At 34.8% G+C, this 12,517-nt stretch carries 10 protein-coding genes; 1 reads left to right on the plus strand and 9 read right to left on the minus strand.

Annotation, left to right across the window (positions count from 1 at the left end; all coding sequences use genetic code 11):
- Window positions 1-57: 57 nt before the first annotated feature.
- Window positions 58-186, minus strand: a complete 129-nt coding sequence (locus JFU20_RS12170; protein ID WP_000733136.1) for an NprX family peptide pheromone — start codon at window positions 184-186, stop codon at window positions 58-60.
- 14 nt (window positions 187-200) lie between these two features.
- A complete protein-coding gene (locus JFU20_RS12175) occupies window positions 201-1,460 on the minus strand; it encodes a tetratricopeptide repeat protein (protein ID WP_002010467.1) in 1,260 nt (419 codons plus the stop codon).
- A gap of 199 nt (window positions 1,461-1,659) precedes the next feature.
- Between JFU20_RS12175 and JFU20_RS12180 the strand changes: the two genes are divergently transcribed.
- Window positions 1,660-3,123, plus strand: a complete 1,464-nt coding sequence (locus tag JFU20_RS12180) for a nicotinate phosphoribosyltransferase (RefSeq protein WP_002010465.1) — start codon at window positions 1,660-1,662, stop codon at window positions 3,121-3,123.
- A 220-nt stretch (window positions 3,124-3,343) separates the two neighbouring features.
- Here the strand turns inward: JFU20_RS12180 and JFU20_RS12185 are convergent, their stop codons facing one another.
- From JFU20_RS12185 to JFU20_RS12215, 7 genes are all read right to left on the minus strand, one after another.
- Window positions 3,344-5,698, minus strand: coding sequence for a heavy metal translocating P-type ATPase (locus JFU20_RS12185; protein WP_201038648.1), 2,355 nt, complete (start codon window positions 5,696-5,698; stop codon window positions 3,344-3,346).
- Between the two features lie 20 nt (window positions 5,699-5,718).
- Window positions 5,719-6,096, minus strand: coding sequence for an ArsR/SmtB family transcription factor (locus tag JFU20_RS12190; RefSeq protein ID WP_002010461.1), 378 nt, complete (start codon window positions 6,094-6,096; stop codon window positions 5,719-5,721).
- 207 nt (window positions 6,097-6,303) lie between these two features.
- On the minus strand, window positions 6,304-6,855 hold the full coding sequence (locus JFU20_RS12195) for a class I SAM-dependent methyltransferase (RefSeq protein ID WP_002010459.1): 552 nt from the start codon (window positions 6,853-6,855) through the stop codon (window positions 6,304-6,306).
- A gap of 124 nt (window positions 6,856-6,979) precedes the next feature.
- Window positions 6,980-8,395, minus strand: a complete 1,416-nt coding sequence (locus JFU20_RS12200; protein ID WP_002010455.1) for an amino acid permease — start codon at window positions 8,393-8,395, stop codon at window positions 6,980-6,982.
- Window positions 8,396-8,498: 103 nt separating this feature from the next.
- Entirely contained in the window at window positions 8,499-9,632 is a 1,134-nt protein-coding gene (ald, locus tag JFU20_RS12205) for an alanine dehydrogenase (RefSeq protein ID WP_002010453.1), read from the minus strand.
- Between the two features lie 369 nt (window positions 9,633-10,001).
- Window positions 10,002-11,873: a glycerophosphoryl diester phosphodiesterase membrane domain-containing protein gene (locus JFU20_RS12210; protein WP_002167077.1), complete on the minus strand. Its 1,872-nt coding sequence runs from the start codon at window positions 11,871-11,873 to the stop codon at window positions 10,002-10,004.
- Window positions 11,874-12,027: 154 nt separating this feature from the next.
- On the minus strand, window positions 12,028-12,510 hold the full coding sequence (locus JFU20_RS12215) for a helical membrane plugin domain-containing protein (RefSeq protein WP_002010449.1): 483 nt from the start codon (window positions 12,508-12,510) through the stop codon (window positions 12,028-12,030).
- Window positions 12,511-12,517 lie beyond the last annotated feature (7 nt).

The raw sequence follows: 12,517 nt of genomic DNA on the forward strand, positions 1-12,517 counted from the left end.
AGAATTTTGAGGAACAAATATTGAAAAAAAACCCTTTCCGTTGGGAAAGGGTTTTTTTTATAAATTAATTTGTTCAACTGTTTTAGCTTCTTGCCCTAGAGTATCCGGCTTCCAAGCATACTGAATATCCAATACTACAGCTGCAATTGCCATAACCACAAATGTTCCTGCAATTAACTTTTTCATACTATCCCTCCTCTTTACTCTTCTAATAAAGTAATCGCTAATTTATAATAGCGATTACTTTCTTTAAAATCTGAGCATTCTTCTAAGTATTCAGCTAGTTCTAAGTATACTTTCTTTAAATCTTTTATATTTTCCTCTGTTTTAAAGAAAGGAACTACTTCTGTTTCTAGAAATTTTTTATAGAGGTCTCTTTCTTCAAAATATTTATATCTTAAATTTAACAATAAATATAACATCCCTTTGTATCTATCATCTTTCCTTGCAGCAAGGATACCTTTTTCAATCCATTCAGCCGCTTCCTCAAGTTCTCCTAATTGAATACACTGTAACGAGAGCTCATACATGGCATCAATATAATTCATATCCTCTTCTTTTTTATACTTTAAGCATTCTATATAATACTCTTTCGCCTTGGCATAATTTTTTTGTCGGTAGTACAGATAACCAATATTATTTAAAGCAATAGAAAGAATATTATCTTTATCAGCAAAAGAAGTTGCTTCTCTTATGATATGATTATAGATTTCCATAGCTTCATTATATTGTTTTTTTCTAGTATAACTAAACGCAATTAAAAACTTACAATTAATTATATTTCTAAATTTATATTCACTTTTAAAACCTTCTAATGCCACATTAGCAAAATATAATGTCATATGGTCTATTTCCATCTGACTATATGTCAATGCTAAATTATAATATATTCCTGTTTCATAATATCCTAACTCTTTCGCCATCGATTCCGTCTTTAACAGATATTCTAATGCCTGCGTATATTTGTACTGCACAGAATATAATAATGCCTTATTATACGTATATAACATCTTCTGAAAAGGCGAGTATTTCTTATACACTTTCTTCAATCCGTCCAATTCTTCTTCAACAGCAGGGAGATCCCGCTTCATCATTAAATAACGTGTATACAACAGCTTATAATAATTTATAATTTCAAAATCCAACACATGCTTCATTTCACCTTGCAACTCTTCGTATATGCGCTCTACTTGTTGCTTGTCCAAATGAACTAATGCATTCAACCACTCGTCCAACTTCACCTTCACATCTTCTTCTACATCTCTCAAATCCGTCACAGCAATTTCTAGTCTTGTGCAGAGCAATTGTAGAATTTCTTCTGATGCTTCAATCTTTCCATTTTCGATCTTACTTAAGTATGAGACAGAACAAATGCCCTGACATAATTCTTCTTGTGTCATTTTTTGCTGTAGCCGTTTATAAAAAACTTGCTTGCCTATTTTTTCTAATGTTTGTTGCATTGTCCTCCTCCATTCTCATTACCCCCACTACTCTAATAATACATAAAATCTAGAGAAATATAAATTGATAAATGTAAATTTTCTAAAAAATATGCATTATTTCATTTTTTTCTCTCTTGACTTCAATCGCCTATTACTTCTTTGCTACGAAAGGGGAAAAATTGGTATACTATAACCAAATTACGGAGGTGTTTTCGCAATGAATCATTATAAAGACGATAGTTACGCCTTACATACAGATTTATATCAAATCAACATGGCTTATACATATTGGAAAGATGGTATTCATACTCGCCGTTCTGTTTTTGATCTATACTTTCGAAAGCTTCCATTCGAAAACGGCTATGCTGTTTTTGCTGGTCTTGAAAAAATTGTAGAGTACATAGAAAATTTCAGCTTTACCGAAAGTGACATCGCTTATTTAGCAGAGCTGCAATTTGAAGAAGACTTCCTTCATTATTTACAAAACATGAAATTTACTGGCACGATTCGTAGTATGCAAGAAGGCGAAGTTGTTTTTAATAACGAACCATTATTACGTGTTGATGCACCGCTTGGCGAGGCACAAATAATTGAAACTGCCCTCTTAAATATTGTAAATTACCAAACATTAATTGCTACAAAAGCTGCACGTATGAAGCACGCTGCAAATAATGATGAGCTTTTAGAGTTCGGTACAAGACGCGCTCATGAGTTTGATGCTGCCCTTTGGGGAACACGAGCTGCCTTTATTGGTGGTTTTTCATCTACAAGTAACGTTCGCGCAGGGAAACGATTTGGCATCCCTGTAGCTGGCACACATGCCCATTCTTTCGTTCAAGCATATCGCGATGAATATGTTGCATTTAAAAAATATGCTGAAACACATAAAAAATGTGTATTTCTTGTCGATACATACGACACATTAAAATCTGGTGTTCCAAATGCGATTCGTGTTGCAAAAGAGTTCGGGGATCGTATCGATTTTTATGGCATTCGCCTTGATAGTGGTGATATGGCATATTTATCAAAGGAGGCCAGAAAACAACTTGATGCAGCTGGATTTACAAACACAAAAATTATCGCTTCTAGCGATTTAGATGAATATACGATTATGCACTTGAAATCTCAAGGGGCAAAAATTGATGTATGGGGTGTTGGTACAAAGCTGATTACATCCTTTGAGCAGCCAGCATTAGGGGCTGTTTACAAACTAGTTGCGATTGAAGATACTGACGGGAAATTAAATGACACGATTAAAATTTCATCTAACCCTGAAAAGATTACAACTCCAGGGCTTAAACGAATTTATCGTATTATTAACCGTGTTAACGATCATGCAGAGGGCGATTATATTGCTTTAGAGTCAGAAGAACCCGGAAAAGAAGAGCGTTTAAAAATGTTTCATCCAGTTCATACATATATAAGTAAATTCGTAACAAGCTTTGAAGCACGCGAACTGCATCAAGATATTTTCATTAACGGTAAAAGAGCGTATGAATTACCTAATATATTAGATATTCAAAAGTATAATGAACGCAGTCTCTCACTATTTTGGGAAGAGTATATGCGAACTTTAAACCCTGAAGAGTACCCTGTCGATTTAAGCCAAGAATGTTGGGATCATAAAATGAATTATATTCAAACTGTTCGAGAACAGGTTGAAAAAAACATACAAAAATAAAGTGAAGCTTTAATCAGTGGGTTTTGTCCCTCCCCCACTTCTCCATTTTTCAATACTATATGGATATTTGTAAAAAATATATTGAAATAATAAGAAGAATATTTTTTTGTAAATTTATATATTACATTTTTCAAAAACAAAATAATATTTGATATTATTTTCTTGAGTCCATTTCAACAAAATAACCAATAAAAAAGAGGACACAATTGCGTCCTCTTTTTTATAAATCTTTTACTCGTAGTACACGCATTGCATTTAATACTGCAAGTAAAGTCACACCAACATCTGAGAAGACTGCTTCCCACATTGTTGCAATACCAAAGGCGCCGAGTAATAACACTAACCCTTTTACCCCTAATGCAAATATAATATTTTGCCATACGATGCTACGTGTACGTTTTGCAATTTTTACTGCTGTCGCAATTTTTGAAGGCTCATCAGTCATAATAACGATGTCAGCAGCTTCAATTGCTGCATCTGACCCTAAGCCGCCCATCGCAATACCAACGTCTGCCCTTGCTAGTACTGGCGTATCATTAATACCATCACCGACGAATGCAATCTTTTCTTTACCGCGTTTTGCTGCATCAATTTTTTCGATTTCTTCTACTTTTTGGTGTGGTAATAATTCGGCATGAACTTCGTCTAAACCTAATTCTTTACCAACAGCTTCCCCGACTGATTTTGCATCACCAGTTAACATGACTGTCTTCTTAATACCTAGTTCTTTTAACTTTTGAATTGCTTGTTTTGAATCCTCTTTTACCTCATCAGAGATAACAATATACCCTGCATATTTACCATCTACAGCAACATGAACTAGTGTACCTACTGTATTTGGTTGCTTAAATGTAATGTTTTCTTTGCTCATTAATTTAGCATTACCTGCGAAAATTTCTTTTCCTTGTACTTTTACAACCGTACCATGACCAGAAATTTCACTATAGTCTTCAATAGCATTTTCATCGATTGATTTTCCATATGCATTTCGAATAGATTGTGCAATCGGATGATTTGAATATACTTCTGCAAATGCTGCATATTCTAATAGCTCTTCAGCTGTGATACCTTCACTAGGCTCCATCTTCGTAACTTTAAAGACACCTTTTGTTAATGTTCCTGTTTTATCAAAAACGATATATTTCACATCATTCAATGCTTCTAAATAGTTACTTCCTTTTACTAAAATACCACTTTTAGATGCCCCACCAATACCGCCAAAGAATCCAAGAGGAATCGATACAACGAGCGCACATGGACAAGAGATTACTAAGAACACTAAAGCTCTATAAATCCAATCGGAGAATGTAGCACCCTCTAAAATAAGTGGTGGAATAAATGCCATTATTGCTGCTGTTATAACTACAACAGGAGTATAATAACGTGCAAACTTTGTAATAAAGTTTTCTGTTGGCGCTTTTTTGCTACTTGCATTTTGTACTAAGTCTAAAATTTTCAATACAGTGGATTCACCGAACTCTTTTGTAACTTCGACAATTAATACACCATTTTGGTTTACAAAACCACTTAATACGTCATTACCAACTTCTACTTCCCTCGGTACAGACTCACCTGTTAACGCTGAAGTATCCATCATTGATGTTCCCTCAACTACTTTCCCGTCTAACGGTACTTTTTCACCTGGTTTTACGATAATATACTCACCAATTTGCACATCTTCTGGTGATACTTGTTTCGTTTCGTTTCCAACTTTCACATTCGCATAGTCAGGACGAATATCCATTAATGACGTAATTGATTTTCGAGAACGATTTACTGCAATACTTTGGAACAGTTCCCCTACTTGGTAAAATAGCATAACTGCTACCGCTTCTGGATATTGTTGAATCGCGAAAGCTCCTAAAGTTGCAATTGCCATTAAAAAGTTTTCATCGAACACTTGGCCGCGAGTTATGTTCCTTACCGCTCTCCAAACGATATCTCCACCTATTAATAAATAAGCAAGGACGAATAATGGAATTGTTATCATTTGCGGTAATCCGGCTAACGCAGCAATTCCTGTCAAAATTCCACCGACTACTAATCTTCCTATCATCTTTTTCACATTTCCATCACCATGATCATGGTCGTGTCCTTTTTCCTCTTCACGAACAACTTTTACATCAGGCTCTAATTTTTGAACAACATTTTTTATATTTTGTACAGTCGATTCAAGTTCTCGTTTATTTGCAACTTCTACTCGTAATTTCTTTGATACGAAATCAACAGTCGCTTCTGAAATTGTTGGCATTTCCTTTACCTTATTTTCAATCTTCATTGCACAATTTGCACAGTCTAAGCCTTCTAATACAAATACTTCTTTTACTGATTTTGTTTTTTGCTCTTCTTGCACTTTAATATGTGGCTCTAATTTTGTAACAAGTTGCTTCGCTTCCGTAACAACTTGATTTTCTTTATTTTGCGGTGTTTCTAAAAGCATCGTTTTTGTTGCAAAGTTTACGGAACAAGATGTTACCCCTTCTATATTCCCAACACCTTTTTCAATTTTCATTGCACAATTTGCACAATCTAAACCTTCTAGCATAAGTTTCTTTTTCACTAATGCTTCTGCCATCGTTCTCCCTCCTCGCTTTTTTATTCTTCCTCGTTTACGTGTTCAAACGCTTGCTCGAAGATATGAATTACGTGTTGATCAGCTAATGAGTAATAAACTACCTTTCCTTCTTTACGGTTCTTTACAAGCTTTGCTTGCTTTAATACACGAAGCTGATGTGAGATTGAAGATTGCGTCATTCCTAATAAATAAGCTAAATCACAAACACACATTTCAGCTTCAAATAATGCATGTAATATTCTCGTACGTGTACGGTCACCTAATACTTTAAATAATTCTGCTACTTTACTTAAACTTTCATCAGTCGGAATTGTTTGTTTTACTTGATCCACGATTTCCTCGTGAATTACCGTTTGAGAACATGCTTCCTGTTGCGTTTCTACTTTATTTTCAGCCATCACAGCTCACCTCTTCATTTGAACATATGAACAACTATTCATATGTCTTATACCTTTATTATATGAGCGTCCATTCATATGTGTCAATGAATTCTCATACATTTTTTAAAACATTTCGTTCACATTTCAAAATAAACATATAAATATTCTCCGCATCTATCATGCTCTTCATACAAAAAGGATGCACGAATATCGTACATCCTTTTCTTATTTATTAACTTTCACTGCATCCACAATTAACGAAGCGAATCCTAACTTTCCATCTTGATTTCTATGGTCAAAGCGCTTCGAACGATAAATAAAACCTCCTTGCTCATTCCAATCATTATAATGAAATTCTCCATTTTCATCGCAATACTCTAGCAACTTTACTTGAAAACCCGCTGCTTCAAACATTGATACAATCGTTTTATAGTTATGTACAATTTTATGACTTGCAGCTGGATGATCTAACGGACCGGGTCCTCCCACTTGCACACCACGCTGATATTCTTCATTGGGGAAACATCCATCCGGCACTGCACAACGAATATAACCATCATCTTGTAAAAACTCATAGCATATTTTAGCTGCTTCTATACCTTCTTCATACGATAAATGTTCCCATACGTGCTCAGCCAAAATTACTGATAAAGAATTAGTCTGAAATTTATTAATCCACGTTTCTCTTCTTAATAAATTTAATTCATCCCCATTTGTATGTAACCAACCTGGGTTATTATTATACCCCTCTGCTCCAACGACAACTTTCCTCTCCATCTTTCCACCCCATTTTCATATTCCGACATATAAAATTCGACAAAATAACATAGGTCCCCTTTATTTGCACAAAAAAAACCTTGCGCGCTCCCTAGACGCACAAGGCTTACTACTTTATATCCCTTTAATTAGCTTCTTCTAAATTATCCTGCGAACTTCCATCGTCTTTTAAATGACTATGTTTTTTCGAATAAACAAAGTATACAACTACACCAAGTGCTAACCAAATACCGAAGTATATCCATGTTGTTAATGGTAAATTTACCATTAAGAATAGACAACATGCAACTGAAATAATCGGTAAGATTGGTACAAGTGGTACCATAAATCCGCGTTGTAATTTCGGATGTGTTTTACGAAGAATGATGACAGTTACACCAACCATCGCAAATGTTAATAACGCTCCAATATTCGCTAAATTTGACAATTCTTTTAAATCGATAAATCCAGCAATTAAAGCACTACCAATTCCTGTTAACCAAACTGAGAATGTTGGTGCTTCTGTCTTCTTGTTAATTTTCGCAAAAGATTTTGGTAATAAACCGTCACGGCTCATCGCGAAGAATACACGTGTTGTTGCATAAATGTAAGCAAAAATTACAGCCATAATACCAATTACAGCTCCAATTGCGATTATACCTGCTACTTTGTCTTGTCCTACAACTTCTAACACATATGCCATAGCTTCTGGTACATCTAATTCTTTATAAGAAACCATACCTGTCATAACGAGACAAACTACAACATAAATGATTGTACAAATGACTAATGAAGCAATAATACCAATTGGTAGATCACGTTGCGGATTTTTTACTTCTTCAGCAGAAGTTGCTAATGCATCAAATCCTAAGAAAGCGAAGAATACTGCTGCTCCTCCGGCGAAGACTCCACTTAAGCCGTACGGTGCAAATGGTATCCAGTTTTCTGGTTTAACGTAGAATACACCAACTGCAATGAATAAAACGACAATACCAATTTTAATTAATACCATTATGTTATTCACACGCTTACTTTCTTTTGTACCTCGTGATAATAACCAGGTTATCACCAACGTAATGATAACTGCGGGTAAGTTCACCATACCACCTTGCGATGGAATCGTTAACAATGCTTTTGGAATTTCAAGTCCCAATCCACTCACTAAATTATTGAAATAACCTGTCCATCCGCCAGCTACTGCGGCAGTCGTTACGACATATACGGATAGCAATGTCCATCCCATTAAATGGGCAACAAACTCACCAATTGTTGCATATGAATATGTGTACACACTACCTGAAACAGGAAGTGCAGATGCAACCTCTGCATAACATAAAGCTGCAAATCCACAAACAATTGCTGCAATCATGAATGAAAAAATAACTGCTGGACCAGCATCTCTTGCTGCTACTAATCCCGTTAATACTAGAACTCCTGTACCAATTATCGCACCAATCCCTAGCATTGTTAGGTCAAATGCCCCTAGCGTTTTCGTCAAAGTTTTACTTTTACTTTCCCCTAACAATTGCGTAACGGATTTCTTTTTAAATAGGTTGGCCACGATGAATGCCCCCTTTTACCAAGAAGAGCTAAGAGGTATTATCTCTTAGCTCTTATCATGTTGTTTTATATATTGTTCGATTTTGTTTTGTATAATGCTTCTATTAGCAAGATACTGTTTCTGCTTCTAATAATTCTTTAGCACCTTTGTACTCTACACCGTGAGCTTCTGCAACTGCTTCGAATGTTACGTAGCCTTCTAATGTATTAATACCTTTTAATAATGCAGTATTGCCTAGGCAAGCTTCTTTGTAGCCTTTGTTAGCAATTTGTACTGCATATGGTACTGTTACGTTTGTTAATGCAAGAGTTGATGTACGTGGAACCGCACCTGGCATATTTGCAACTGCATAATGAACAACGCCGTGTTTTTCATAAGTTGGGTTATCATGAGTTGTAATACGGTCAGTTGTTTCGAAAATACCACCTTGGTCAATCGCGATATCTACAACAACAGAACCTTGTTCCATTGATTTAATCATTTCTTCTGTTACAAGTTTTGGCGCTTTTGCACCTGGGATTAATACTGCACCGATTACAAGATCAGATTCTTTTACAGCTTCTGCAATGTTGTACGGGTTAGACATTAAAGTTTTTACTTGGTTTCCGAAAATGTCATCTAATTGACGAAGACGTTCTGCACTTAAGTCGATGATTGTTACATCCGCACCTAGTCCAACTGCAATTTTAGCAGCATTTGTACCAGCTTGTCCACCACCGATAATTGTTACTTTACCACGTTTAACTCCTGGAACACCTGCAAGTAAGATACCTTTACCGCCTTTGTTTTTCTCAAGGAATTGCGCACCGATTTGTGCAGCCATACGACCAGCTACTTCACTCATAGGTGCAAGTAATGGTAATGAACGGTTTTCTAATTGTACTGTTTCATATGCGATAGCAACAACTTTCTTTTCAATTAACGCTTTTGTTAATTCTGGTTCTGGAGCTAAGTGTAAGTATGTGAATAAGATTAAACCTTCGCTGAAGTGTTTGTATTCGCTTTCAACTGGTTCCTTAACTTTCATAACCATTTCCATGTTCCAAGCTTCTTCAGCCGTATCAACAATTTTCGCTCCCGCTTCAACATACTGAGCATCTGTGAAACCAGATCCTACACCTGCGTCCTTTTGAATGAATACTTCGTGATTGTTACGAACTAAATGTACAACACCTGCTGGTGTCATTGCCACACGGTTTTCGTTGTTTTTAATTTCTGCTGGTACCCCAATACGCATAATGAAATGCCCCCTTATAATTAACAGAAAAAAGGAATTCTTTTTTCTTTTTTAAATAATTAATAACTTATGTCCTTATTCTAGCATAACTTAAAAGTTATGAAAACGCTAACATACTATTTTTTTAAAGTTTATATATTTAGAATAGTGTAAATATATAAAACATTGATTTTATTGGGTTCTTCGTACCACTCCATCATCTATTACTCTATTTTTATTATATCCATTCAAAATGCATAGTAATTATTTATTATTTGACAATAATGTAACAATGTAAAAAAACTAAGCAATGACGTATACATATACACTTATTACTTTGTTCAATACTTTAGAAATATATTCTTTTCACAAAAAAACAGCTACTGGCATTTAGCCAGCAGCTGAGTAAATCATAAATAACTTCGAAAATAAATCTTCTGTCGTTTCAGTAATTTTATCAAACATATCACTTTCACGATCTTCTTGCTCTTTTAACATCTTAATTGTTTCACGTGCTTCTTCAGGGTAATCGGTAATGATACCATCCACGTTTAACTTATAATATGCCTTTAAACTTTCCATATCATTTACTGTCCATACGTAAATTGGCTTGTTTAACTTCCTTGCTTCTTTTACTAATTTCTTATTTAACATGTATTCTTCTGCTACATAAAAATCAGCCTTCACATTCTTTAAGTTAGCTCTACTCGCATACAGTATATATCCTACTTTTATATTTGGATTTGCACGTTTAAACTCTTTAATAAGCGGATAGTGTAACGTTTGAATGACACATTGCTTCTCAAATTCATTATCTTTAATCGCTTTTAATACTTTGTTTACGAAATCTTTTTCGCCACCATGAAGCTTCACTTCAATATTAAGTTTGATTTTTCCTTTTGCCAGCTTAATGATCTCATCAAGTGTACTTATTTGTCCTGAAAACCCATCTTGACTAAGGGTAAGCTGTCTTAACTCCTCCATCGTTAAATCTGACACGTGAACATTAGCATTCGCAAGACGTTTTAGCTTCAAATCATGTATAACTGCTAGTTCACCGTCTTTTGTTTGCAGTACATCAATTTCAGCGTAGTCTGCTTTGGCATCAATAGCCCCCTGCAGAGCTTCTTTCGTATTCTCTACACCTTTTGAAATATAACCACGATGAGCCATAATAATTGGTTCTTTATATGAATTTGAAATAAACGTTACAATGAAGGCAACGACCATTCCGGCAGTAATAATTCCTACAATATATACACCAATAAATTTCCAACGATGTTTTTGGAAGAAACATTTATCTGCTTTTGTTTTCGAATAATCTAATCCTTCTTCTAATAAAACATCTTCAACCGGAACCTTTTGTAAATACAATCGTGTTATTGCCATAATATAAAATGGCGTCACGATAAAACTAAATAAATACAATGTACTCGTTAAAAATACAGACATTGTTGATTCTGCTAATAATGCAAATGTTCCCTGTGGATTTGTAAATTCATACATGCCCCATAGACACAATAAATACATTCCAAAAAATACACCGTACACAATCCCTATTGAAATAAAAAATCCTACTAAAAAGAATAGTACTTTAAAAAAACTTTCTTTTACTAACGTTGCACTTTTACGTGCTGCTGTGCGAAACGGCTTTTGCTCTAAAACAACAATAGGTAGAACAAAAATCCAGCGAAGGTTCAAATACGCAACTACAGCAAAGAACGTGTAATAACCAACTTGTCCCATCGTTGTCTTAAACAGTTCTCCTGTAATAAAGTTAGGAATTTGAATTTGCGGAATTAATGCCGTTTCATATCCAAGATTTAAAAGAGGTAACAATACGACAGCATATAAAATAAATCCTGGTAAGCAATATGTGAAAAGAGTAGGTAAATACGTTACGGTTTTATATAAAATCGGACGTAATTTCACCTTTTGTCTTTTATGAGCGAAGTACGAAATGATAATAAGCACCGCAAATTCCGTAAAGATAAGAAACAGTGCTAACAATGATAAAATTACGATTGCCAAAATGCCGTATGGTGTCTTTAAAAACGCTAATAATTCATCATTCGTCGCATTTGCATAACCACCAAAATACAATAACTTATTAAAAATGATCCCAAATAGCGGGACAAATACAATCGCTGCTAATAATTTATAAGCAAGTTGAAAGGTTAATACATTCCAAAAAGCAAATCTAACTGTTTGAAAGGAATGTCCCATTACCCCTGGTATAGATAGTCTTTTACGGTGTTGCATATATTCCTCCACATTCTAAAACGATATTTGAGATGGATTCCACATTTCCATTTCCAACCCATCTTTTTAATAATAATATATTCCGCTTAACATGAACACTCTTATACATACAATGAAAAAGTGATGGCTACTTGCCATCACTTTTTCATTTACTCTATTTTTTCTCTAACCCTTGACCAAATGCTTTCAAGAAGCTAAAACCGAATGTAATTGCTCTATTGATATCTGGATCTTTTAACACTTTAAAGAAATCCATCACTTTTGTTTTCTTTCCGTTTTTCAGCTCATCCGTTGCAAATTGTAATCCAGTGACTAAACTAGATGTTATTTGTTTCGTTATTTCTGGGTCCACTGAAGATAATGCCTCTCCTGCCCCCATCATATTGTTTAATGCGTTTTTTACTGGTTCACGATTCAATTGTTCAACAGCTATTTTGGAAACATCTTCTTTTGCAGCAAGTAAACTAATTGCTGCATCTAAAATTCCAGCTTTTTGCAACTGCGCTAATAGCTGCATCGTCTCTTCTACTGCTTCTCTATTTTCAGCTAGATCATTTAACAACTCATCTGTTACTTGCTGTTTTTTTTCTTCTTCTGTTACAATCTTCTTTTTAATTAAAGTAATCTCTTTTGCCATTATCTCC

Source organism: Bacillus sp. TH30 (assembly GCF_016650875.1).
In the GTDB taxonomy this organism is placed as follows: domain Bacteria; phylum Bacillota; class Bacilli; order Bacillales; family Bacillaceae_G; genus Bacillus_A; species Bacillus_A mycoides.

What these genes read in the sequence shown, in the direction of transcription:
- JFU20_RS12170 (WP_000733136.1), bottom strand. Translation starts at nt 186, where the DNA reads ATGAAAAAGTTAATTGCAGGAACATTTGTGGTTATGGCAATTGCAGCT.
- JFU20_RS12175 (WP_002010467.1), bottom strand. Translation starts at nt 1,460, where the DNA reads ATGCAACAAACATTAGAAAAAATAGGCAAGCAAGTTTTTTATAAACGG.
- JFU20_RS12180 (WP_002010465.1), top strand. Translation starts at nt 1,660, where the DNA reads ATGAATCATTATAAAGACGATAGTTACGCCTTACATACAGATTTATAT.
- JFU20_RS12185 (WP_201038648.1), bottom strand. Translation starts at nt 5,698, where the DNA reads ATGGCAGAAGCATTAGTGAAAAAGAAACTTATGCTAGAAGGTTTAGAT.
- JFU20_RS12190 (WP_002010461.1), bottom strand. Translation starts at nt 6,096, where the DNA reads ATGGCTGAAAATAAAGTAGAAACGCAACAGGAAGCATGTTCTCAAACG.
- JFU20_RS12195 (WP_002010459.1), bottom strand. Translation starts at nt 6,855, where the DNA reads ATGGAGAGGAAAGTTGTCGTTGGAGCAGAGGGGTATAATAATAACCCA.
- ald (WP_002010453.1), bottom strand. Translation starts at nt 9,632, where the DNA reads ATGCGTATTGGGGTACCAGCAGAAATTAAAAACAACGAAAACCGTGTG.
- JFU20_RS12210 (WP_002167077.1), bottom strand. Translation starts at nt 11,873, where the DNA reads ATGCAACACCGTAAAAGACTATCTATACCAGGGGTAATGGGACATTCC.
- JFU20_RS12215 (WP_002010449.1), bottom strand. Translation starts at nt 12,510, where the DNA reads ATGGCAAAAGAGATTACTTTAATTAAAAAGAAGATTGTAACAGAAGAA.